The sequence below is a fragment of the Streptomyces sp. NPDC005791 genome (genome assembly GCF_042871485.1).
Taxonomy (GTDB): Bacteria; Actinomycetota; Actinomycetes; order Streptomycetales; family Streptomycetaceae; genus Streptomyces.
Genome location: NZ_JBIAIP010000011.1, coordinates 85,106 through 107,971, shown reverse-complemented (window position 1 = coordinate 107,971; position 22,866 = coordinate 85,106). Strand labels below are relative to the sequence as shown.

Here is a 22,866-nt window from a genome sequence, read left to right as displayed (position 1 = left end):
ATGAGTTACAACCAGCCGGGCCCGTACGGCGGGCAGCCGCCGCAGGGCCAGCCCGGACCGCAGGGCCAGCCCGGACCGTACGGACAGCAGCCCGGGCCGTACGGACAGCAGCCGGGTCCTTATGGCGCTCCGCCGCAGGGACAGCCGCCGCAGGGTCAGCCGGGTTACGGCTACCCCCAGCAGGCCCCCCAGGGCGTCCCGCCGCAGCAGCAGCCCCCGCAGGGCTACGGCTATCCCCAGGGCCAGCAGCCGGGCCCGTACGGCCAGCAGCCGCCCACGCCGCCGTACGGCGGCCAGCAGGCGTACCCCGGGGTGCCCCCGCAGCAGGGCGCCCCGAAGAAGAAGACGGGGCTGATCATCGGCGCGGCCGTGGTGGCGCTGGCCGTCATCGCCGGAGGGGCGTACTTCCTGACCGCGGGCGGCGGCAGCGGCGACGTGGCCGACTCCACCAAGGGGTACAAGCTCACGCCGGCCGCCTCGGTGGACACCTACAAGCAGGACACGAGCAAGGCGTCCACGGGTGCGGCCACGGGCGAGGCGAAGACCAACGCCGAGGCCCTGGGCATCAAGAACCCCCAGAAGGCCGAAGCGCAGTACATGAGCGGTGACCTGGAGAAGAACCCGCTCACGACCAAGATGCTGCTCCTGACCGGCCTGTGGGGAGAGATCTCCGACCCCGCCAAGACCGTTGACGGTTCCTTCAAGAACGCCCAGGCGAAGGCGACCGAGCAGAACGACGGCGCCAAGGCCTCCCTGGTCGGCAGCCCGAAGACCGTCACGCCCGACGGGTTCGAGGGGGCGATCATGAAGTGCCAGGACCTCAAGGTGCGCAACGACGAGGCCGACGGCACCGCGGCGAACGGCCCCGCGGAAATGATCATGCCGATCTGCGTGTGGGGCGATTACAGCACCGTCGGGGCGGTCATCGGCTTCGACATCGGTGGAGCCATGACCGAGAAGTCCATGCCGCAGTCCGAGGTCGCCGCCCTCGCGGCCAAGCTCTACAACACCTCGCGTACCAAGATCTGACGCGACGCCGAAGGGGCGCCCGGCCGGCAGCCGGGCGCCCCTTCGCGTGCGTGTCGCTGTCGCCGCCGCTACGCGGACTTCTCGTGGCGGCCGCCGTCGTTCTTGCCGATCGTGCGCGGTTCGCGCGGGACCAGCGTCGGGTTGACGTTGTTGCGGACGACGTCCGGGGTGATGACGACGCGGGCCACGTCCTTGCGGGACGGCACCTCGTACATCACGGACTGGAGGACCTCTTCCATGATGGCGCGCAGACCGCGCGCGCCCGTCTGGCGGAGGATCGCCTGGTCGGCGATGGCCTCGAGCGCCTCGCGCTCGAAGTCCAGCTCCACACCGTCCAGTTCGAACAGGCGCTGGTACTGCTTCACCAGCGCGTTGCGCGGCTCGATCAGGATCTGGAGCAGCGCCTCGCGGTCCAGGTTGTGGACCGAGGTCAGCACGGGGAGACGGCCGATGAACTCGGGGATCATCCCGAACTTCACCAGGTCCTCCGGCATGACCTCCTGGAACTGGTCGCTCGCCTGGATCTCCAGCTTGGAGCGGATCGTCGCGCCGAAGCCGATGCCCTTGGCGCCGGCCCGCGACTCGATGATCTTCTCCAGCCCCGAGAAGGCACCGCCCACGATGAACAGCACGTTCGTCGTGTCGATCTGGATGAACTCCTGGTGCGGGTGCTTCCGTCCGCCCTGCGGCGGCACGGAGGCGGTGGTGCCCTCCAGGATCTTCAGCAGGGCCTGCTGGACGCCCTCGCCGGACACGTCACGCGTGATCGACGGGTTCTCGCTCTTGCGGGCCACCTTGTCGATCTCGTCGATGTAGATGATCCCGGTCTCGGCCTTCTTGACGTCGTAGTCCGCGGCCTGGATCAGCTTCAGCAGGATGTTCTCGACGTCCTCACCGACATAGCCGGCCTCCGTCAGCGCCGTCGCGTCCGCGATGGCGAACGGGACGTTGAGCATGCGGGCCAGGGTCTGCGCGAGAAGCGTCTTGCCGGAGCCCGTGGGGCCCAGCAGCAGGATGTTGGACTTGGCGAGCTCGATCGCGTCGTCACGATTCGCACCGCCGCCGTTTTCCCCGGCCTGGACCCGCTTGTAGTGGTTGTACACAGCGACCGAGAGGGCCTTCTTCGCGGGCTCCTGCCCGACGACGTACCCCTCGAGGAACTCGTAGATCTCGCGCGGCTTGGGGAGTTCCTCCCACCGCACCTCTGAGGTCTCGGCGAGCTCCTCCTCGATGATCTCGTTGCAGAGATCGATGCACTCGTCGCAGATGTACACACCGGGTCCCGCGATGAGCTTCTTCACCTGCTTCTGGCTCTTTCCGCAGAACGAGCACTTGAGCAGGTCGCCGCCATCACCGATGCGTGCCACGAGGTGCTTCCCCTTCGCCTGGGAGCAGCCTGGTTCAGCGGCTCCTGGTGCCTCTATCCGACGGTACCTTGCCTGGGCCCCCGTTCGGGCCCCCCTTGGCACGGTTCACACGGCCGAGGCCGTGGACACGGTAGGTGCCAAGGGGAAAGACCGACGTCAGACGGACGCGCCTGCGGTGGTCTTACGGGTGGAGACGATCTGGTCCACCAGACCGTACGCGAGTGCGTCGTCAGCGGTAAGGATCTTGTCGCGCTCGATGTCCTCGCTGATCTTCTCCAGCGAGGTCGTGGAGTGCTTCGCCAGCATCTCCTCGAGCTGGGTGCGCATCCGCAGGATCTCGTTGGCCGCGATCTCCAGGTCGGAGAGCTGCTCACGGCCGGTCTGCGAGGACGGCTGGTGGATCAGCACACGGGCGTGCGGGAGCGCCATGCGCTTGCCCGGGGTGCCCGCGGCCAGCAGGACCGCGGCGGCGGAGGCCGCCTGGCCCATGCAGACCGTCTGGATGTCCGGCTTCACGAACTGCATCGTGTCGTAGATCGCGGTGAGCGCGGTGAACGAGCCGCCGGGGCTGTTGATGTAGATCGAGATGTCGCGGTCCGGGTCCATCGACTCCAGGCACAGCAGCTGTGCCATGACGTCGTTGGCGGAGGCGTCGTCGATCTGCACGCCGAGGAAGATCACGCGCTCCTCGAAGAGCTTCGCGTACGGGTCGTACTCACGCACGCCCTGCGAGGTGCGCTCCACGAAGCGCGGGACGACGTAGCGGTTGTCCACCTGCGGGCCGGTGTAGAGGCCGCTCGCGGAGGCGCCGGAGAGGTTGTTCATGTGGGTGTTCACCATCCTGGTGGCGTATCTGTGGGCTGGAGGTCTCGGCGTACGAGAGGGTGCGGGGTGGTGCACGCCCGATCAGGCGCCGGTGCCGCCGCCGCCCGGGATGCCCGACGCGGCCGAGATGATCTCGTCGATGAGGCCGTAGTCCTTGGCCTCCTCCGCCGTGTACCAGCGGTCGCGGTCGCCGTCGCGGATGATCGTCTCCACGGTCTGGCCGGAGTGGTGGGCGGTGATCTCGGCCATCCGCGTCTTCGTACGGAGCAGGTACTGGGCCTGGATCTTGATGTCCGAGGCGGTACCGCCGATACCGGCCGAACCCTGGTGCATGAGGATGTCGGTGTTCGGGAGCGCGAAGCGCTTGCCCGCTGTGCCACCGGTGAGCAGGAACTGGCCCATGGAGGCCGCCATGCCCATACCGATGGTGACCACGTCGTTCGGGATGTACTGCATGGTGTCGTAGACCGCCATGCCGGCCGTCACCGAACCGCCGGGGCTGTTGATGTAGAGGTAGATGTCCTTGTCGGGTTCCGCGGCAAGGAGCAGAAGCTGTGCGGTGATCTTGTTGGCGATGTCATCGTCGACCTGCTGACCGAGGAAGATGATGCGCTCGCCGAGCAGTCGGCTGTAGACCTGGTCACCGAGGCCTCCACCGAGGGACGGCTCTCCGGCGGCGTAGGGCATCAGATTCGTCACGTATCCACCTGCTCGTCTCTGACGGCTCCGGCCGTCTCAGCGTCTTCGTACCGGGTGGGCCGGGACTACCCGACCCTTCCTCTTCATGGACCCTAACGCGCAGGTGGGACAACGCCATCCCGCTTCCCCTACTGTTCGCTGGGAGCGCAAGGTGCGCAGTCCGTACAAGGGTTCCCGCGCGGTTCTCCCGGGCGCGGGCCGATACGACGACGGGCCCCGGACTCAAGCGTCCGGGGCCCGTCGTGCGGATCAGATCAACGTCGGATCAACGAGCGGAGCGGGGCTCAGGCCTCGTTCTTCTCGTCCTTCTTCTCGTCGGCCGCCTCGGTGGCGTCCTCGGCCGTCTCGGTGGCCTCGACCGTCTCCGTGGCCTCTTCCTCGTCGTCCTCGAGCTCGACGACCTCACCGTTGGTGTCGACGACCTTGGCGGCCTCGACGACGACGGCGAGCGCCTTGCCGCGGGCGACCTCGCCGACGAGCATCGGCACCTGACCGCCTTCGACGACGGCCTGGGCGAACTGGTCGGGGCTCATGCCGGAGGACTGCGCGCGCCGCATGAGGTGCTCGGTGAGCTCCTCCTGGTTGACGTTCAGCTTCTCCTTGTTGACGAGCTCGTCGAGGATGAACTGGGTCTTGATGCCCTTGACGGCCTGCTCGGAGGTCTCGTTCTCGAACTCCTCCAGGGTCTTGCCCTGGATCTCGAGGTACTTCTCCAGGTCGAGACCCATCTGGCCGAGCTGGTGGTGCTCGAGGTTGTGCTTGCGGGTCTGGACCTCGTCCGCGAGAAGCTTCTCGGGGATCGGGACCTCGGCCAGCTTCAGCAGCTCCTCGAGGACACGCTCCTGGGCCTGGGTGGCCTGGTCGTACTGCTTGGTGTTCTCGAGGCGCTTGCGGCTGTCCTCGCGGAGCTCGGCGAGCGTGTCGAACTCGCTCGCCATCTGCGCGAAGTCGTCGTCCAGCTCGGGCAGTTCGCGGGAGGCGACGGCGGTGACCTTGACGGTGACCTCCGCTTCCTTGCCCTCGGCGGAGCCGCCCTTCAGCTCGGAGGTGAAGGTGGCCTCGCCACCGGCCTCCAGGCCGGTCACGGCCTCGTCGATGCCTTCGAGGAGCTCGCCGGAACCGATGGTGTACGAGACACCCGCGGCCACGCCGTCCTCGAGGACCTCTCCGTCGACCTTGGCCTCCAGGTCGATCGTCACGACGTCGCCCTCGGCGGCGGCGCGCTCGACCGGGCTGGTCGACGCGAAGCGCTCACGGAGCTGCTCCACGGCCTTGTCGACGTCCTCTTCGGTGACTTCGAGTGCGTCCACGGTGACCTCGATGCCGGAGTAGTCCGGGATCTCGATCTCGGGACGGACATCCACCTCGGCGGTGAAGGCCAGCAGTTCGCCGTCCTTGAGCTCGGTGATGTCAACCTCGGGCTGGCCCAGAACGTTGAGCTCACCCTCGTTGACAGCCTCGGTGTAGAACTTCGGAAGGGCGTCGTTGACGGCCTCCTCCAGCACAGCACCACGGCCGAACCGCTGGTCGATGACGCGGTTGGGGATCTTGCCCTTACGGAAGCCCTTCACCGTGACCTGCTGGTTGATCTTCTTGTACGCCGCGTCGAGGCTGTCCTTGAGCTCCTCGAAGGGCACCTCGATGCTGAGCCGAACCCGAGTCGGGTTCAGGGTCTCCACGGCGCTCTTCACGGTTCGGTCTCCTTGGTGGCTGACTTCTTGGGGTTCTGCTCGGCCGCCGAGAGGCGGCTTCGCGGATCGAGCCCGGTACATCAGACACACGGGCACGCAATTTGCATAGTAACGGCAAGGGGGAGGACTCCCACAATGCGATCTTGCTGGTGGTCGGGGTGGCCGGATTCGAACCGACGACCTTCCGCTCCCAAAGCGGACGCGCTACCAAGCTGCGCCACACCCCGTCGGTGCGACACGTAGGGTACATGCAGAAGGGCGTCGCGTCGGCCGCTTAGGCCAGGCCGTCACCGCGGCTGTCACGGGCACACCGGTACGGGTGTGCGCGTACCTTCCCCGACCCGCTACGATGCTTTCCGTACCGAGGTCCGGCGGACCCGCGGTGCGGCATGTGCGGGCGTAGCTCAATGGTAGAGCCCTAGTCTTCCAAACTAGCTACGCGGGTTCGATTCCCGTCGCCCGCTCCACGCGAAGGGCCGGTCCGAGGAGAGATCCTCGGGCCGGCCCTTCGGCTTTCCGTGTCACTCGGCGGCCAGGGCCTCGCGCATCGCCTTCACGCCCGGTGTCGGGTCGTAGCCCTCCGGCACTCCCTCGACCAGGATGACGTCGCCCTCGATGTGCCGTGAGCGCAGCGGTGCGATCTCCCGGTAGGCGGGTGAGTCCCACCAGGCCCGCGCCTCGTCGATCCCCGGGAAGCCGATCATCACGACGTGCCCGGGCCAGGCGCCCTCCTTCACCTCGTGCGGCGTCATGTGCACGAGGTAGCGACCGCCGTACGCGTCGAAGGTGGCGGGAAGCCGTTCGATGTACTCGGCGATCTCCGGATGCGGGTCGGCCTCTCTCAGGTGGGCTATGGCGTACGCGGGCATGACTGTCCTTCCGGTCGGCAGGGCCCCGGGCGCCCGGCGGGCGGTGGGCATGCGTGGACGCCCGGCGGCGCCGGCCGGCCGGGGTGGACTCGCGCACGCACGGGCGTCAGAAGCTGATCTGGTTGATCGTGTCGGCTATCGAGTTCATGAATCTGTTGATCGACGGCGCCATGCCCGTCGAAGCGAGGAAGAAGCCGAAGAGTACGGCGACGACCGCAGGCCCGCCCTTGAGGGATCCGCCGCGGATGAACACCACCAGGACGATCCCCAGCAGAAGCACCACAGACAGTGAAATGGCCACGACTGATCACACCCTTGGTCGGTTCGCCTTGCCGGCCCGGCGGCGTGCGGCCCAGCACGCCTCCGTCGCGTCCATCGTGCCACCAACTCCCCCGTACCTGCTGCCGGGTGACGGTGCGGGACGGCCGGATCCCGCCATCCTCGCGCCCGCGCGCGCCCGGCGCGGGCGGCGTGCACGCCGCCCGCGCCAGTAGTCGCACGGGCTGCCGCATTTCCTGTGCGCCCGCTGTGCGCAGGGCAGTTCGAATATCGACCGATGTGATCGTTTCCATATCCCCACACTTCATTCACAGTCATTTGCCAGGAGTTCGTGCGACGAATTTCACTGTCGCCAACCTCCCGACGATATGCACCATTTAAGCGGGATGAATCACCACCTAACGGACCGTTGCCGTTGGTTTCACTTCTCAATGACCGGGAACACGCAATATTTCTCGGGGGTTTTACGCGTACCGATCGACGGGTCTAAGGTGCATGGGATGTCGAAAGCTCCGAGTGAAATTCAGAGGGCCCCGATCACCCCGGAGAGCCGGGAGTCGGAGCCGAGACGCGAGCAGACCCTGACGGTTCCGGGCGCACCTGCCTCCACCGCCGCACCCGCACCGGCCCGCACCGGGGCGCCCGCACCGGCCCGCACCGGGGCGCCCGCACCGGCCAAGCGCCGTGACGCGTACTTCGACAACGTGAAGTACCTCGCGATCGTGCTCGTCGCCGTGGCCCACGCCTGGGAGCCGGTGATGGACGGCAGCCGCACGACCCGGGCGCTGTACATGATCGTGTACACGTTCCACATGCCGGCGTTCATCCTCGTCTCGGGCTATTTCTCCCGGTCGTTCGACATGAGTCCGGCCAAGGTGAAGCGCCTCGTCACCGGGGTCGTGGTGCCCTACGTGCTCTTCGAGACCGCGTATTCGCTCTTCAAGCGGTACGCCGGCGGGGACGACACCTCCATCACCCTGCTCGACCCGCTGTTCCTCACCTGGTTCCTGATCGCCCTGTTCATCTGGCGGGTCACCACACCGATCTGGCAGTCACTGCGCCATCCGCTCCCGGTCGCCCTCGTGATCGCGATGCTCGCCTCGGTCACACCGGACATCACCGACGACCTCGACCTGCAGCGCGTCTGCCAGCTCCTGCCGTTCTTCGTGCTGGGCCTGCTGATGAAGCCCGAGCACTTCCAGCTGGTCCGGCGGCGGGAGGTGCGGCTGTTGTCCCTCCCTTTGTTCGCCGGGGCCCTGGCCTTCGCCTACTGGGCGGCGCCGCACATGCGGCTCGGCTGGTTCTACCGCAGCAACAGCGCCCAGGAGATGGACTTCCAGTGGTGGACGGGGCCGGTGATGACCCTGGCCATGTTCGGATGCGCACTGCTGCTCACGATCGGGTTCCTCGCCTGGGTGCCGCGCCGCCACATGTGGTTCACCGTGCTGGGCGCCGGGACGATCTGCGGCTACCTGCTGCACGGCTTCCTGGTGAAGGGCGCCGGTTACTACGGCCTGTTCGACCGCCACGAGTGGCTCTCGGGCCCCGTGGGGCTCGTGGTCGTCTCCGTCGTCGCGGCAGCCTCCGTGACCCTGATGTGCACCCCGCCGGTCCGGCGCGTGCTGCGCTTCGCGACCGAGCCGGACATGAACTGGGCGTTCCGCCGGAGCCCCGCCAAGCGCTGAGACTGTCCGGATCGGCCCCTCCTGCCGGGGGCCGGTCCTGTCGGTGCGTCAGCCTGTCGCGGGGTTGGCTTGATCCCGCCGTTCGACGGACCCGGCATCCCCGTCGAGCCCCAACAGGCCGCGTACCTGCGCATATTTCTCGGTCAACCGGGTACGGGTCGTCGGCTCCAGGACCGCGAGCCGGTCCGGGTCCGCGTTGTGCGCCAGATCCGACTCCTTGATCAGCAGCGCACCGGGTGTGGCGAGAATCCGCCCGGTGTACGCGACGAGGTCCTCGCCGTCCCGCTTGGTGACGGCGAGGACCATGTCCTTCACCCGCCGGGACAGCGGGGCCTCGTCCAGCCACTGCCGGGACAGCGCGCCGTCCTCCACCGCGTCGTGCAGCCACGCGGCGGCCATCTGCTCCTCGCTGCCGCCCCGGACGCGCACGCCCTCGGCCACCGCTGCCAGGTGCTCCGCGTACGGGCGCCCCGCCTTGTCGGTCTGTGTGCGATGGGCCGCGCGGGCGATCGCCTCCACCTGGGCCAGGGTCAGGTACGGGATCGGCATGGGCCGACTGTACGCCGGGCACCCCGCGCTCCGAGGGTCCACTCGTGCACAGCGGATCGTTCGGTAAACTAATTACTGACGATTCCTTGACGCACTCTTGACCGAACGAAGGAGACGGGCTCATCGGACACGCAGACACGCTCATCGCCATGGGGGGCGCGTTCCTCGCCGCCGCCGTCCTCGCCCGCGTCGGCGGCCGCATCGGACTGCCGACCATCCCCCTGTTCATCCTCGCCGGGATCCTGCTCGGCCCGCACACACCGGGGGTCGTCCTCCTCGACGATCCGCACGACCTGGAGATGCTCTCCGCTCTCGGGCTGGTGCTGCTGCTCTTCTACCTCGGTCTCGAATTCCACCTGGACGACCTGAAGAAGGGCGGGCGCAAGATGGCGCTCGCCGGTGGCACGTACCTCGCCCTGAACGTCGGCGCCGGTCTGGGCTTCGGCTTCGCGCTCGGCTGGGGCACCTCGGAAGCACTGGTGCTCGCCGGCGTCCTCGGCATCTCGTCGTCGGCCATCGTCACGAAGGTCCTGGTCGACCTCGGCCGGATCGGCAGTCCCGAGACACGGCCGATCCTCGGCATCATCGTCGTCGAGGACGTCTTCCTCGCCCTCTACCTGGCCGCCCTGCAGCCGATCCTGTCCGGTGCCGACAGTCTCGGCGCGGCGGTACTCGACGGCGGAAAGGCTTTCGGCTTCCTGCTGCTGCTCGCCCTCCTGGCCAGGTTCGGCACGAAGGTCATCGGCAAGCTGTTCGACACCAAGGACGACGAGCTCCTCGTCATCTCCTTCCTCGGTGCCGCCGTCTTCGTGGCCGGGGTCTCGGAGTGGTTCGGGGTCGCCGACGCGATCGGCGCGTTCATGGTCGGCCTGATGCTGGGCAGCACCACCTCGGGTGCCCGCATCCTGAAGCTGGTGCATCCGCTGCGGGACGCGTTCGGTGCGATCTTCTTCTTCGCCTTCGGACTGTCCATCAACCCCGGCGACCTGCCGAGCGTGGTGTGGCCGGTGCTGGCGGCCGTCGCCGTGACCGTCGCGATGAACGTCTTCGCCGGGATGGCCACCGCCAAGATCTACGCCTTCGGCCCGCAGGCCACGGCGAACATCTCCACCACCCTGCTGGCACGCGGTGAGTTCGCGCTGATCCTCGCCACGATGGCCGCGGGCGCGGGCCTGGACGAACGGCTCTCCCCGTTCATCGCCGGGTACGTGCTCCTGCTCGCGGTCCTCTCACCGCTGGCGGCCGGGCGCTCGCACTGGCTCGCCCGGATCCTGCCCGGTGGGCGCACCGGGGACCGGGAGGCCGGCAAGGAGGCGGTACCCGTCTGAGGGGCGAGGACGACGGGGAACCGACGGACGACCCGGGTGCGGGGGCTGTGCTCGCGCACCCGGGGGACGACATGGACGCAAAGACGTCACGTCCGAGTGATGGTCGAACGTCTCGCTTGACGTCTGCACGGTTTCGACCGATTTCGTGCGGTTCAGGCGCGACGGGACAGCAGCAGGAGTGCGCGGTCGTCGTTGACGTCCTTCGCGCAGGCCTCGATCAGGTGCCAGGCCGCGCCCTCGAAGCCCGTCGCGACATAGCGGTCGGCCTCCCCGGTCAGCCGGTCGATGCCGTCGGAGATGTCACGGTCCGACGCCTCCACCAGACCGTCCGTGAAGAGCATCAGAACGTCCCCGGGGGCCAGGGAACCCTTCACCGCGTGGAACTCCGCCCCGTCGTACACACCGAGCAGGGGGCCCTCGGCGGCCTGCTCCTCCCACTGGCCGCTTCCCGCGTGCAGCTGGAGGGCGGGAGGGTGGCCCGCCGACAGCAGTTCGTAGTCGCCGGACTCCAGGTCCAGGACGAGATGGATGGAGGTGGCGAATCCCTCGTCCCAGTCCTGGCGCAGCAGGTAGCCGTTCGCCGCGGGCAGGAAGCCGTGCGGCGGCAGGGATCCCAGGAGGCCGCCGAAGGCTCCGGACAGCAGCAGGGCGCGGGAACCCGCGTCCATGCCCTTGCCCGAGACATCGGTGAGTACGACTTCAAGGGTGCGCCCGCCGTTGGTGCGGGCGGCGACGACGAAGTCGCCCGAGAAGGACTGGCCCCCGGCCGGGCGGAGCGCCATCTCACGGTGCCAGCCCTCGGGGAGCGGGGGCAGGGCGCTCTGGACCCGGATCCGCTCCCGCAGGTCGAAGAGCATCGTGCCGCCGCGTCGCCACGGCACCCCGACCCTGGCCCGGAACTGCGCGATGAGCAGCCCGAAGAAGCCACAGGCCGCTACGACCAGGACGGTGCCCGGGGTGACCCGGGCAGGCCCGTCCGCGTAAGGACCGAGGACGACGGACTCCACGATCAGGGCGGCGGCCGCGGTCGCGTAGAGGCTCAGCAGACTGGCCGGCCGCAGCAGCAGCCCACCCGCCACGATCGGCAGGGCCAGGGCGGCCGGTGAGCACCAGACCGGGTCGAGCAGTGTGCCGCAGGTGATCAGCGGGACGGTGATCAGCAGACCGGCCAGGGCTATCCAGTCGGAGCCGTCACCGCGGAAGTAGTCGACACCGGATCTGCGCAGCGCGACGCGCGCCCGGTGCACTGTTCTTCGCCACCGGGCGGGGTAGGTGTCTGGTCCTCTGCGACGTGCCATTGTCGGGACCTTATCCATCCGACGGCCTCCGGTGCAGGGGGGACCTGGTGGCAATGCGTTCGAAAGTGGGTCGCCCCGGGGAGCGCGGCCCTGGTATGCAGAGCTCATGACCACGCAATTGCGGATGTTGACGGCCCCTGAGTGGGATACCTGGCTCGGCAGTGTCGAGTTGGCGTTCGGCGGCGTTCCCCTGGCTCCGGAGAACCGTGAGATGTACGCGTCGCTGACCGAGCCGCGGCGTGCGATCGGCCACTGGGACGGCGCGGAGTGTGTGGGGACGGCCGGTGCTCTGAGCTTCCGGGTGACCGTGCCGGGCGGCGCCGCGGTGCCGGCCGCGGGCGTCACCATGGTGAGCGTGGCCGCGACGCACCGCAGGCAGGGGCTGCTGACGTCGATGATGCGGCGCCAGCTCGACGACGTCCGCTCGTGGGGCGAGCCGCTCGCGGTGCTGCTGGCGTCGGAGCCCGGCATCTACGGACGGTTCGGCTACGGCGCGGCCACGACGGAGATGAGTCTGCGCGTCGACACCTCCCGGACCCGTCTCGCACTCCCTCCGGGGACGGACGCGGTACGGGTGCGCCGGTCACCCCCGCGCGAGGCGCTCGATGCCTGCGAGGCGGTCTACGCGCGGCTGGCGGAGACCCGGCCCGGTACGCCGGTACGCCGGCCCGGCTGGGAGCAGATGCCCGTGAACGACCCGGAGAGCCTTCGGGACGGGGGCTCCCCGCTGCAGTGCGTCCTCGCGGAGCGGGACGGCGAGGTCACCGGCTACGCCACGTTCAGCCTGAAGCCCGCCTGGGACGACGCGGGCCCCCGGGGCACGGTGGCGGTGCGTGACCTGGCGGCGCTGGACCCCGCCTCGTACGCGGCGCTGTGGCGCTTCCTGTTCGGGATCGATCTGATGTCGGTGGTCGAGTGCCACAACCGGCCGGCGGACGACGCCGTGCTCCGCATGGTCTCCGACGTCCGGCGCTGCGAGGTGCGGCTGCGGGACGGCCTGTACGTGCGACTGGTCGAGCTGGGTGCGGCCCTGGAGGCGCGGACCTACCGGACGCCGGTCGACGTGGTGCTCGAGGTGGAGGACACCTTCTGCCCGTGGAACGCGGGGCGTTGGCGGCTGACCGCCGACGCCAAGGGCGCCGCCGTCTGCCGGCGTACGGACGACGAGCCCGAACTGGCCCTGTCCGCCTCGACGCTGGCATCAGCCTACCTGGGCGGGGTGTCGCTGACGACGCTGGCTGCGGCCGGGCAGGTCCGCGAGAGGCGTGCGGGCGCGCTGGAAGGGACCGCGCTCGCGTTCTCCTCGGACGTGCAGCCGTGGTGCCCGCACGGCTTCTGAGCCCGCGCGGCTACCGCCCCGCCACCGACGGCTGGCAGGCCGGGCACCAGAAGAGGTTGCGGGCCGCCAGGTCCGCCGTACGGACCTCGGTGCCGCAGACGTGACACGCCTGCCTGGCCCGGCGGTACACGTACACCTCGCCGCCGTGGTCGTCGACCCTCGGGGGCCGGCCCATCGCCTCCGGCAGGTGTTCGGGGCGGACGGTGTCGATGCGGTTGTTCCGCACCCCCTCGCGCATCAGGACGCCGAGGTCGGCCCAGATCGCGTCCCATTCGCCCCGCGCGAGGTCCCGGCCGGGGCGGTACGGGTCGATGCCGTGCCGGAAGAGGACCTCGGCGCGGTAGACGTTGCCGACGCCCGCGACGACCTTCTGGTCCATCAGCAGGGCGGCCACGGTGACGCGGCTGCGGGAGATCCGCCGCCAGGCCCGCTCGCCGTCCTCCTCTGCGCGCAGTGGGTCCGGGCCGAGCCGGTCGTGTATCGCGCGCTTCTCCGGGCCGGTGATCAGGGCGCATGTGGTGGGACCGCGCAGATCGGCGTGATGGGCGTCGTTGCGCAGGCGCAGCCGGACCGTGCCGGTGGGCGGCGGCGCCGGAACCGTACCGAAGCCGAGCTTGCCGAAGAGGCCGAGGTGGATGTGGACCCAGACCGCTCCCTCGAAGCCGAGGAAGAGGTGCTTGCCGTGGGCGTCGACGCCGGTGAAGGTCCTGCCGTCCAGGAGTGCCGCACTGTCGGCGAACGTGCCCTGGGGGCTGCTCACCCGCACCGGGCGGCCCGCGAAACGCTCGTGGTGGTCGGCGGCGAGGCGATGGATCGTATGCCCCTCGGGCACGACGTGTCTCCTGGTGACGCGCTTGTGCCGCCGGGTACGGGCCCCGGCGGCACAAGGGAAGCGGGTACGGGCTTCTCAGCCCTGCTGCGGGTGGTGGGCCGGGACCGGGGGGAGCTCGCCGGTGTTCTCGTACGCCGAGAGCATCTCGATGCGACGGGTGTGGCGCTCCTCACCCGAGTACGGGGTGCTCAGGAAGATCTCGACGAACTTGGTGGACTCCTCCACCGTGTGCATCCGTCCGCCGATGGCCACGACGTTGGCGTCGTTGTGCTCACGGCCCAGCGCGGCGGTCTGCTCGCTCCAGGCGAGTGCGGCGCGGACGCCCTTGACCTTGTTCGCGGCGATCTGCTCGCCGTTGCCCGAGCCGCCGATGACGATGCCGAGGCTGTCCTCGTCCGCGGCCGTCCGCTCGGCGGCGCGGAGGCAGAACGGCGGGTAGTCGTCCTGGGCGTCGTAGATGTGGGGACCGCAGTCGACGGGCTCGTGGCCGTGGGCCGTGAGCCACGTAACCAGGTGGTTCTTCAGTTCGTAGCCGGCATGGTCTGAGCCGAGGTACACGCGCATGGTGCGAAGTGTGACACGGACCGGAACGGGTAGCCGTCAGCGGGGTCGGGACACACAGCTCCGTGCGAGGGGCCGGAGCTGTGGGCAACACCACTCGCGCAACGATCGGGTCAAGGAACCGGATGAGGGGGTTCCGGTTGGGGTGCCGTACGGGCTTGAATGCGTGGCCTTGCCTTCGCAACACCCCCGCGGAGGCATGACCCGACACACGTGATCAGAAAACGTAAGGATTCGATCCATGACGTCGCAGACGACTCTGGCGGGCCCGGGCCAACAGCCCGGCGAGCCGGGTAAGCCGGACTCCTCCGGCGGGCTCCAGGCCGGTCTCAAGAACCGTCATCTCTCGATGATCGCCATCGGCGGCGTGATCGGAGCGGGCCTCTTCGTCGGCTCCGGCGCCGGGATCGCCGCCGCGGGACCGGCCATCCTCCTGTCGTACGCGCTGGTCGGCCTGATGGTCGTCTTCGTCATGCGGATGCTCGGCGAGATGGCCGTCGCCCGGCCGAGCTCCGGCTCCTTCTCCGCGTACGCCGACCAGGCCCTGGGCCGCTGGGCCGGCTTCTCCATCGGCTGGCTGTACTGGTTCTTCTGGGTCGTGGTGCTCGCCGTCGAGGCCACGGCGGGTGCCAAGATCCTGGAGAGCTGGGTCCCCGGCGTACCGCAGTGGGCGTGGGCCCTGATCGTCATGGTGGTGCTGACGGCGACCAACCTGGTCTCCGTCGGCTCGTACGGCGAGTTCGAGTTCTGGTTCGCCGGGATCAAGGTCGTGGCGATCGGCGCGTTCGTCGTCGTCGGCCTTCTCGCCGTCTTCGGTGTCCTGCCGGGTGCGGACAACGCGGGTTCGGGCCTCTCCCACCTCACGGACACCGGCGGGTTCTTCCCCGAAGGACCCGGGGCCATCCTCACGGGCGTGCTCATGGTCGTCTTCTCCTTCATGGGCAGCGAGATCGTGACGCTGGCGGCCGGTGAGTCCGAGGACCCGCGGCGCGCCGTCTCCAAGGCCACCAACAGCGTGATCTGGCGTATCGCCATCTTCTACCTGGGTTCGATCTTCGTCGTCCTCACGCTGCTGCCGTGGAACGACCCGTCGATCGTCAAGGACGGTTCGTACGTCGCCGCCCTGAACACGATCGGCATTCCGCACGCCGGCCAGGTCATGGACGTCATCGTGCTGACCGCCGTGCTGTCCTGTCTCAACTCCGGGCTCTACACGGCCTCACGCATGGCCTTCTCGTTGGGGCAGCGGGGCGACGCGCCCCAGGCGTTCGCCAAGGTGAACAAGCGGGGCGTGCCGCAGGCGGCGATCCTGTCGTCCGTCGTGTTCGGCTTCGTCGCCGTGTTCTTCAACTACCAGTGGCCCGACACGGTGTTCGCGTTCCTGCTGAACTCCTCCGGCGCGGTCGCCCTGTTCGTGTGGCTGGTGATCTGCTTCACCCAACTGAGGATGCGCGGCATCATCCTGCGCGAGTCACCCGAGAAGCTCGTCGTGCGGATGTGGCTCTTCCCATATCTGACCTGGGCGACGATCGCCATGATCTCCTTCGTCCTCGTCTACATGCTGACCGACGACGCCGGGCGCGAGCAGGTCCTGCTCTCGCTGCTGGTCGCGGCGCTGGTCGTGGGGGTCTCGCTGGTGCGCGAGGTCCGCAGCCGGAAGGCGAAGACGGCGGCGCCGGCCGAGTGACCCGTACGCACACCTGACCGCGGAGGCCGGGTGCACCGGGAAACACCAGAGGCTCGCCGGTCGGTCATGACCGGCGAGCCTCTTTCGGTGGGTGCGCGCGGTGTCAGCCGCGACGCCCCACGAGCTTCCAGGAGGCGGGCAGCGCACCCATGGCCAGCGCGGCCTTGAGGGCGTCGCCGATCAGGAACGGCACGAGGCCGGCCGCGACGGCGGCGCTCATCGACATGCCGGTGGAGAGCGCCAGGTAGGGCACGCCGACCGCGTAGATGACGAGGGAGCCGACCGCCATGGTGCCCGCGGTGCGCAGGACGGACCGGTCACCGCCTCGGCGGGCCAGACCGCCGACGACCGTGGCGGCGAGCAGCATGCCCAGCACGTAACCGAACGACGCGCCGCCCGGGCCGGAGGTGCCCTCGGAGAACCACGGCATGCCGGCCATGCCGACGAGCGCGTACAGGGCGAGGGAGAGGAAGCCCCGGCGGGCGCCGAACGCGGTGCCGATCAGCAGCGCGGCGAAGGTCTGGCCGGTGACGGGGACCGGGGAACCGGGGACGGGCACGGCGATCTGGGCCGCGATGCCGGTGAGGGCGGCGCCTCCGACGACCAGGGCCGTGTCCACGGCGTAGCGGTGCCGGGCTGCGGGCAGCAGGTCGGCGAGGACCGCTCCGGTACGGGCGGGGGCGGCAGCAGTACTCATCGGGACTCCGCGGGTGAGGTCGGCAGGCAGGGACGGACTGAGCCGACGTTAGCCGACGGCGTGTCCCTCGATCACCGTCAGCCGTCCACAAAGCGGCGGTTGAACGGGTAGTCGGGTTCGGACAAAGACCGTTGCGCAATCACCGATCGGCGTGATGCTGGTCACTGAGGTAGAGGTGTGCGCAGCCCGCCGTTCGGGAAGGGGAGCCACCCCGTGAGACTGTAGGTTCCCCATAAAATGATCCGAGAGTGATCCACAGCTCATGCACGACGCGCCCCCCACGCACTCCCCCGTACCGTCCGAGCCCCTGGCCCACGGCCTGAAGCAGCGCCATCTGACGATGCTCGGTCTGGGCGGGGTGATCGGCGCCGGTCTCTTCGTCGGGTCGGGCGCCGGGATCGCGGTCGCCGGGCCCGCCGTCGTCGTCTCGTATCTGCTCGCGGGCGCGCTCGCCATGCTGGTCATGCGGATGCTCGGTGAGATGTCGGCGGCGATGCCCGCCTCCGGGTCCTTCTCCGTCCACGCGGAACGCGCACTGGGCCGCTGGGCCGGCTTCAGCGTGGGCTGGCTCTACTGGTTCATGCTGGTGGTGGTGCTCGCCGTGGAGGCGACGGCGGCCGCTCAGATCGCCCACGGCTGGGTGCCCGCGGTGGATCAGTGGCTCTGGGTGCTGCTGTTCATGGTGGTGTTCACCGTGGCCAATCTGACGGCCGTGAAGAATTTCGGCGAGTTCGAATTCTGGTTCGCCGCACTGAAGGTGGCCGCGATCGTGGCCTTCCTGGTGCTCGGTCTGCTGGCCGTCCTCGGCGTCCTCCCGGACACCGGTCCCGTGGGACTGACGAACCTCACCGGCCAGGGCGGCTTCCTGCCGAACGGCTGGGACGGCGTGGTCTCCGGCGTCCTCACCGTGGTGTTCGCGTTCGGCGGCCTGGAGGTCGTGACGATCGCGGCGGCCGAGACCGCCGATCCGGCGCGCGCCGTGGGGCGAGCGGTGCGCAGCGCGGTGGTGCGCATCCTCTTCTTCTACGTCGGTTCGATGCTGGTGATCGTGGCCGTGCTGCCGTGGACCGCTCAGCGGGCCGGGCTCAGCCCGTACGTGAAGGTCCTGGATTCGATCGGGGTGCCGTCGGCCGGGCAGATCATGAACATCGTGGTGTTCGTGGCGCTGCTCTCGGCGCTCAACGCCAATCTCTACGGCTCGTCCCGCATGATCTTCTCGCTGGCCGAGCGCGGCGAGGCGCCACGCGGGCTGCTGAAGGTCTCGGGCGGGCAGGGTGGCGGGGTGCCCCGGCGGGCGGTACTGGCCTCGGTGGCCTTCGGCTTCGTCTCCGTGGTGCTCAATCTCCTGTGGCCCGATACCGTCTTCCTGTACATGCTCAACTCGGTAGGAGCGGTCCTGCTGTTCGTCTGGGGCCTGATCGCCGCCTCGCAGCTGCGGTTGCGGCGCCGGCTCGAACGGGAGGCGCCGGGCGCCCTGGCGCTGCGGATGTGGTGCTTCCCCTATCTGACCTGGGTGACTCTGGCCGGTCTGCTGGCCGTCCTGCTGCTGATGCTCACCGACGACGTGGCCCGTCCGCAGGTGCTCTGGTCGGCGGGGGCCACGGCTCTGGTGCTGCTCGTGGCGGGCGTGCGGGAGCTGCGGGCGAAGCCGTAGGCGGGTGAGCACCTTGTGTGAGCCTCGTGACCGTATAGCGGACGGCCGTTCCCCGTGAGCGGGGCCGATGGCCAGACTGTGGACCGACCTCCGTCCCGACCAGTGAACTGAGCCCGTCCATGTCCCGGACCTCCGCGCCGCCCCCCACGGACGCCACCGCCCCCACCGCCGACTCCGCGCTCACCCACGGCCTCAAGCAGCGCCATCTGTCGATGATCGCCCTGGGCGGTGTGATCGGCGCCGGGTTGTTCGTCGGCTCGGGTGCGGGCATCGCCGCGGCCGGACCCTCGATCGTCATCGCGTACGCCGTCTCCGGACTGCTGGTCATGTTCGTGATGCGGATGCTGGGCGAGATGTCGGCGGCCAACCCCGCGTCGGGCTCGTTCTCCGTGCACGCGGAACGGGCGATCGGCCCGTGGGCGGGCTTCACCGCGGGGTGGTCGTTCTGGGTGCTGCTCTGTGTCGCCGTCGGGCTGGAGGGCATCGGCGCCGCCCAGATCGTCACCGGCTGGCTGCCCGGTACGCCGGAGTGGGCCTGGGTCGCCCTGTTCATGGTGATCTTCCTCGGCACGAACCTCGCCGCCGTGAAGAACTTCGGCGAGTTCGAGTTCTGGTTCGCCGCGCTCAAGGTCGTCGCGATCACCCTCTTCCTGGTGCTGGGCGTCCTCGCGATCCTGGGCGTGCTGCCCGGCACGGACTCCCCCGGCACCGCGAACCTCACCGGGGACGGCGGCTTCATGCCGCACGGCTCCGAAGGGCTCATCATCGGTCTGCTCGCCTCCGTCTTCGCGTACGGCGGTCTGGAGACCGTCACCATCGCGGCGGCCGAGTCCGAGAACCCCGTGCAGGGCGTCGCCAAGGCGGTGCGTACGGCGATGTGGCGCATCGCCGTCTTCTACATCGGTTCGATGGCGGTCATCGTGACCCTCGTGCCGTGGGACGACCCCACGGTCGCCGAGGTCGGCCCGTTCTACGCGATGCTCGACCACCTCGGTATCAGCGGCGCCGCCGAGATCATGAACGTGGTCATCCTGGTCGCCCTGCTCTCCGCGATGAACGCCAACATCTACGGCTCCTCGCGGATGGCCTGCTCGCTCGTCGCCCGCGGCCAGGGCCCGAAGGTACTCGGCAGGATCTCCTCGGGCGTCCCGCGCAACGCGGTGCTCGCCTCCTCGGTCTTCGGCTTCCTGTGCGTGCTGCTCAGCTACTGGCGCCCCGACGACGTCTTCCCGTGGCTCCTCAACATGATCGGCGCGGTGATCCTGGTCGTCTGGATCTTCATCGCCGTCTCCCAGCTGATCCTGCGCAGGCGCCTGGAACGCGAGGCCCCGGACCGGCTCGTCGTCCGGATGTGGCTCTTCCCGGTCCTGACGATCGTGGCGCTGGCGGCCATGGCCGGCATCTTCGTCCTGATGCTGCGCCAGCCCGACACCCGCGACCAGCTGCTGGCGACCGGGGCGCTGACCGCGGTGCTGATCGTGATCGGCCTGGTGCGGCAGAAGCGGGCGGAGCGCGGCAGGCCGACCCAAAACTGAGTGCATGCGGCACGGTCCGTCTGCGAGGGTGCCCCGTATGCATCCGCTCCCCGCAGATCCGACCGTGCTGCACCCGATGCCCGGGCAGCCGCGTGTCGTGCAGCTCCAGCCGCTGATCACGTCACCGCTCATCGAGGTCGGCGCGTACTCGTACTACGACGACCCCGATGACGCGACCGCGTTCGAGACCCGCAACGTGCTGTACCACTACGGCCCCGAGAAGCTCCTGATCGGCCGCTTCTGCGCACTGGGCACCGGGGTGCGGTTCATCATGAACGGCGCCAACCACCGCATGGACGGCCCGTCCACGTTCCCGTTCCCCACCATGGGCGGCTCCTGGGCCGACCACTTCGACCTGCTGACCGGGCTGCCCGGCCGGGGCGACACCGTGGTCGGCCACGACGTGTGGTTCGGCTACCGGGTGACGGTGATGCCCGGCGTGCGGATCGGGAACGGCGCGATCATCGCCGCCGGCTCCGTCGTCACGTCCGACGTGCCGGACTACGGCATCGTCGGCGGCAATCCGGCGAAGCTGCTCCGCACCCGCTACGACGACGCCGACATCGCCCGGCTCCTCGCCGTCGCCTGGTGGGACTGGCCGGCCGAACACATCACCGCACATGTCCGCACCATCATGTCCGGGAGCATCGACGACCTGGAGGCGGCGGCGCCTCAGCCGGGCTGAGCGCGCAGGAGCACCTCGCCCGCCTCCGTGCGGAAGTAGAGCACCGAGCGGCCCGACCGCCGGCGCCCGGCCAGCCCCGCGTCGAGCAGGACCTTCAGGTGGCGGCCCACCGACCCCAGGCCCTGGCCGGTGAGCGCCACCAGCTCCGTGGTGCTCCTGGGCCGGTCGAGCAGCACGAGGACACCGGCCCGCGCGGGCCCCAGGAGCCGGCCCAGGCTGTCGGGGAACACGGGCCGGTCCACGTCCGACAGAGTTCCCGAGCAGGCGTACACGACGGCGTACCGTTGCGCCGCCGCCTCCCAGGAGACCCAGCCCTGACGCGGCGTGACAGGGACGAACACCAGCCGTACGCCGTCGAGTTCCCGTGGTGGGTAGGCGCGCGGGTTGACCTGGAGCCGGCTGCCGCCCAGCCAGCGCATGCCCGGGTTCATCGCTTCCAGCGCGGCGGCCCAGCCGCCCTGGCTCAGCTGTCCGGCGCGGGCCACGATGTCCGCCTCGATGATCCGGCGGCGGCGCGGCCAGTCCGGGAGCACGATCTGCTCCCACACCCATGCCAGCAGGTCAGCGGCCTTCTGCGGCAGATCCGGGCGGCGCAGTACGGTCGGCAGCGGCCCACCCTTGGAGACCTCCAGGTCGGCGCGCGCACGGTCGGGGGACGTCTCACACACGCGGGCCAGGTCGTGCGCGAACGTGGTCCCGCCGGCGGGTGTGGGGGTGAGGAAGTCCGCGTTCCAGTGGCCGCCGAGACCGGTCCGCACGAGCTGCGCGGTGACCGGATCGCCGGCGAGACGCTCCAGGTAGGCAGGCCGGTGGGCGTCGAACCACACACGTTCGGCCGGGTTCGTGGCCGCCCCTCGCTCCAGAGCCTGGAGCGTCGCCGTGGTCTCGGACAGCTCCGAGACGACGAAGCGCCCTGCGGCCAGGGTGTCCGCGTTGACCTGCCACCAGCCCATGGTTTCGCCTCCACGCGAAACAGTAACGGCCACGCGGAGGAGCCACCGAGACTCCCCGGCATGCTCACCTACCGCGACGTCTTCCGTGTGCCGCAGTTCGGCCCGCTCTTCGTGACGAGTGCCCTGCAAGGCGCGGCCTCGACGACCAGCGGACTGGCCCTGGGCGTCCTCGTGTTCACCACGACCGGATCACCGCTGCTCTCCGCCCTCTCCATGTTCGGTGCCTCCCTCGCCCAGCTGATCGGCGCGACGCTGCTGATGTCGGCGGCCGACCGGCTCCCGCCGCGTGGAGCACTGAGCGGCGCGGCCCTCGCCTTCGGCCTCGGGACCGCCGTTCTGGCCGTCCCCGGGCTGCCGCTGCCGCTGATGTTCGCCGTCGTCCTGGGCGAGGGGGTCGTCGCGGCGGTGATCGGCGGGGTGCGGTACGGGTTGCTCAACGAGGTGCTCCCCGAGAACGCCTACCTGCTGGGGCGTTCGGTGCTCAACATGTGCTCCGGCACCATGCAGATCTGCGGCTACGCGGCCGGGGGCGTGCTGATCGCCGTGCTGTCCCCGCGCGGCACTCTGCTCGTCGCGGCGGTCCTGTACGCCACCGGCGCCGCAGCCGCCCGATGCGGTCTGGCACGCCGTGCGCCCCGGGCGACCGGGCGGCCGTCGGTGGGCGAGACCTGGCGGACCAACGCGCTGCTGTGGTCCTCGGCGCCCCGGCGGCGGGTGTACCTCGCGCTCTGGCTGCCCAACGGGCTGGTCGTCGGCTGCGAATCACTCTTCGTCCCTTACCGGCCGGATCAGGCCGGGCTGCTCTTCGCCTGCGCGGCGCTCGGGATGCTGGCCGGGGACACCGTGACGGGCCGGTACGTACCGGCACGGTGGCGGGGACGGCTGAGCACACCACTGCTCCTGCTGCTGGCCGTGCCGTACCTGCTGTTCGCGGTGCGGCCGGGGCTGCCCCTGACCCTGGTTCTCGTGACCCTGGCCTCGGCCGGCTTCTCGGCGAGCCTGCTCCTCCAGGAGCGTCTGCTGACGCTGACCCCGGACACGATGACCGGCCAGGCCCTCGGCCTGCACTCCTCCGGGATGCTCGCCGTACAGGGCGTGGCGGCGGTGCTCGCGGGCACCCTCGCCCAGCACGCCTCCGCCGCGACGGTGATCGCGATGATGGCCACGGCCTCGGTCGCGGTGACGCTGCTCCTGGCTCCGGGGCTGCGCCTCAGCCGGGCCGAGCAGCACCCGGCGCGATCCTGAGCAGGGACGGTTCTCGCCGCGGGACGAGCCCGAAGGGGTGGCGCCGATCCAGTCCTTCG

Annotated in this window: 21 protein-coding genes and 2 tRNA genes; 10 read left to right on the top strand and 13 right to left on the bottom strand. The window is 69.7% G+C overall.

The window, feature by feature from the left end; translation table 11 throughout:
- On the top strand, positions 1-1,029 hold the full coding sequence (locus ACFYSH_RS22195) for a hypothetical protein (protein ID WP_359472126.1): 1,029 nt from the start codon (positions 1-3) through the stop codon (positions 1,027-1,029).
- A 68-nt stretch (positions 1,030-1,097) separates the two neighbouring features.
- On the opposite strand, the gene clpX is transcribed toward ACFYSH_RS22195, so the two are convergent.
- The 5 genes from clpX to ACFYSH_RS22170 all read right to left on the bottom strand — a co-directional run bounded on the left by clpX (position 1,098) and on the right by ACFYSH_RS22170 (position 5,838).
- Complete coding sequence (gene clpX / locus ACFYSH_RS22190) at positions 1,098-2,396, bottom strand: ATP-dependent Clp protease ATP-binding subunit ClpX (protein ID WP_033299392.1); 1,299 nt, start codon at positions 2,394-2,396, stop codon at positions 1,098-1,100.
- A 156-nt stretch (positions 2,397-2,552) separates the two neighbouring features.
- The gene (locus tag ACFYSH_RS22185; RefSeq protein ID WP_359472123.1) at positions 2,553-3,236 is read right to left on the bottom strand and encodes an ATP-dependent Clp protease proteolytic subunit; all 684 of its coding nucleotides are present in this window, start codon (positions 3,234-3,236) and stop codon (positions 2,553-2,555) included.
- 66 nt (positions 3,237-3,302) lie between these two features.
- Entirely contained in the window at positions 3,303-3,908 is a 606-nt protein-coding gene (locus tag ACFYSH_RS22180; protein ID WP_359472235.1) for an ATP-dependent Clp protease proteolytic subunit, read from the bottom strand.
- A 296-nt stretch (positions 3,909-4,204) separates the two neighbouring features.
- Complete coding sequence (gene tig / locus ACFYSH_RS22175; protein WP_359472121.1) at positions 4,205-5,611, bottom strand: trigger factor; 1,407 nt, start codon at positions 5,609-5,611, stop codon at positions 4,205-4,207.
- Between the two features lie 150 nt (positions 5,612-5,761).
- Positions 5,762-5,838, bottom strand: a tRNA-Pro gene (locus ACFYSH_RS22170).
- 166 nt (positions 5,839-6,004) lie between these two features.
- On the opposite strand from ACFYSH_RS22170, the gene ACFYSH_RS22165 reads away from it, so the two are divergent.
- Positions 6,005-6,078: transfer RNA gene (locus tag ACFYSH_RS22165), tRNA-Gly, on the top strand.
- 54 nt (positions 6,079-6,132) lie between these two features.
- On the opposite strand, the gene ACFYSH_RS22160 is transcribed toward ACFYSH_RS22165, so the two are convergent.
- Together ACFYSH_RS22160 and ACFYSH_RS22155 are read right to left on the bottom strand one after the other, a co-directional pair.
- Entirely contained in the window at positions 6,133-6,480 is a 348-nt protein-coding gene (locus ACFYSH_RS22160; RefSeq protein ID WP_359472119.1) for a DUF1330 domain-containing protein, read from the bottom strand.
- Positions 6,481-6,586: 106 nt separating this feature from the next.
- Positions 6,587-6,781: a hypothetical protein gene (locus tag ACFYSH_RS22155; protein ID WP_069172794.1), complete on the bottom strand. Its 195-nt coding sequence runs from the start codon at positions 6,779-6,781 to the stop codon at positions 6,587-6,589.
- A 478-nt stretch (positions 6,782-7,259) separates the two neighbouring features.
- Between ACFYSH_RS22155 and ACFYSH_RS22150 the strand changes: the two genes are divergently transcribed.
- Entirely contained in the window at positions 7,260-8,444 is a 1,185-nt protein-coding gene (locus ACFYSH_RS22150) for an acyltransferase family protein (RefSeq protein ID WP_388754616.1), read from the top strand.
- A 48-nt stretch (positions 8,445-8,492) separates the two neighbouring features.
- Here ACFYSH_RS22150 and ACFYSH_RS22145 read toward each other — a convergent pair whose 3' ends face one another.
- Positions 8,493-8,993: an HD domain-containing protein gene (locus ACFYSH_RS22145; protein WP_388754613.1), complete on the bottom strand. Its 501-nt coding sequence runs from the start codon at positions 8,991-8,993 to the stop codon at positions 8,493-8,495.
- Positions 8,994-9,142: 149 nt separating this feature from the next.
- Between ACFYSH_RS22145 and ACFYSH_RS22140 the strand changes: the two genes are divergently transcribed.
- A complete protein-coding gene (locus ACFYSH_RS22140) occupies positions 9,143-10,321 on the top strand; it encodes a cation:proton antiporter (RefSeq protein ID WP_359472112.1) in 1,179 nt (392 codons plus the stop codon).
- Positions 10,322-10,473: 152 nt separating this feature from the next.
- On the opposite strand, the gene ACFYSH_RS22135 is transcribed toward ACFYSH_RS22140, so the two are convergent.
- Positions 10,474-11,619, bottom strand: a complete 1,146-nt coding sequence (locus ACFYSH_RS22135; protein WP_359472110.1) for a PP2C family protein-serine/threonine phosphatase — start codon at positions 11,617-11,619, stop codon at positions 10,474-10,476.
- A gap of 106 nt (positions 11,620-11,725) precedes the next feature.
- On the opposite strand from ACFYSH_RS22135, the gene ACFYSH_RS22130 reads away from it, so the two are divergent.
- On the top strand, positions 11,726-12,958 hold the full coding sequence (locus ACFYSH_RS22130) for a GNAT family N-acetyltransferase (RefSeq protein ID WP_359472109.1): 1,233 nt from the start codon (positions 11,726-11,728) through the stop codon (positions 12,956-12,958).
- A 10-nt stretch (positions 12,959-12,968) separates the two neighbouring features.
- On the opposite strand, the gene ACFYSH_RS22125 is transcribed toward ACFYSH_RS22130, so the two are convergent.
- Both ACFYSH_RS22125 and ACFYSH_RS22120 read right to left on the bottom strand, forming a co-directional pair.
- On the bottom strand, positions 12,969-13,790 hold the full coding sequence (locus ACFYSH_RS22125) for a DNA-formamidopyrimidine glycosylase family protein (RefSeq protein WP_359472107.1): 822 nt from the start codon (positions 13,788-13,790) through the stop codon (positions 12,969-12,971).
- Positions 13,791-13,865: 75 nt separating this feature from the next.
- Entirely contained in the window at positions 13,866-14,354 is a 489-nt protein-coding gene (locus ACFYSH_RS22120; protein ID WP_359472105.1) for a ribose-5-phosphate isomerase, read from the bottom strand.
- A gap of 238 nt (positions 14,355-14,592) precedes the next feature.
- On the opposite strand from ACFYSH_RS22120, the gene ACFYSH_RS22115 reads away from it, so the two are divergent.
- Positions 14,593-16,038, top strand: a complete 1,446-nt coding sequence (locus tag ACFYSH_RS22115; RefSeq protein WP_359472103.1) for an amino acid permease — start codon at positions 14,593-14,595, stop codon at positions 16,036-16,038.
- A 103-nt stretch (positions 16,039-16,141) separates the two neighbouring features.
- Here the strand turns inward: ACFYSH_RS22115 and ACFYSH_RS22110 are convergent, their stop codons facing one another.
- Complete coding sequence (locus ACFYSH_RS22110) at positions 16,142-16,735, bottom strand: biotin transporter BioY (protein WP_359472101.1); 594 nt, start codon at positions 16,733-16,735, stop codon at positions 16,142-16,144.
- 262 nt (positions 16,736-16,997) lie between these two features.
- Between ACFYSH_RS22110 and ACFYSH_RS22105 the strand changes: the two genes are divergently transcribed.
- The 3 genes from ACFYSH_RS22105 to ACFYSH_RS22095 all read left to right on the top strand — a co-directional run bounded on the left by ACFYSH_RS22105 (position 16,998) and on the right by ACFYSH_RS22095 (position 20,609).
- The gene (locus tag ACFYSH_RS22105; RefSeq protein WP_359472099.1) at positions 16,998-18,389 is read left to right on the top strand and encodes an amino acid permease; all 1,392 of its coding nucleotides are present in this window, start codon (positions 16,998-17,000) and stop codon (positions 18,387-18,389) included.
- A 119-nt stretch (positions 18,390-18,508) separates the two neighbouring features.
- Positions 18,509-19,924: an amino acid permease gene (locus ACFYSH_RS22100; protein WP_359472097.1), complete on the top strand. Its 1,416-nt coding sequence runs from the start codon at positions 18,509-18,511 to the stop codon at positions 19,922-19,924.
- Between the two features lie 37 nt (positions 19,925-19,961).
- Entirely contained in the window at positions 19,962-20,609 is a 648-nt protein-coding gene (locus ACFYSH_RS22095; protein WP_359472094.1) for a CatB-related O-acetyltransferase, read from the top strand.
- Here the strand turns inward: ACFYSH_RS22095 and ACFYSH_RS22090 are convergent.
- A complete protein-coding gene (locus tag ACFYSH_RS22090; protein ID WP_359472092.1) occupies positions 20,597-21,562 on the bottom strand; it encodes a winged helix-turn-helix domain-containing protein in 966 nt (321 codons plus the stop codon). The two genes, ACFYSH_RS22095 and ACFYSH_RS22090, sit on opposite strands and share 13 nt — an antisense overlap.
- 60 nt (positions 21,563-21,622) lie before the next feature.
- Here ACFYSH_RS22090 and ACFYSH_RS22085 point away from each other — a divergent pair, with 60 nt between their 5' ends.
- Complete coding sequence (locus ACFYSH_RS22085; protein WP_388754605.1) at positions 21,623-22,807, top strand: MFS transporter; 1,185 nt, start codon at positions 21,623-21,625, stop codon at positions 22,805-22,807.
- The last annotated feature ends 59 nt before the right edge of the window (positions 22,808-22,866 follow it).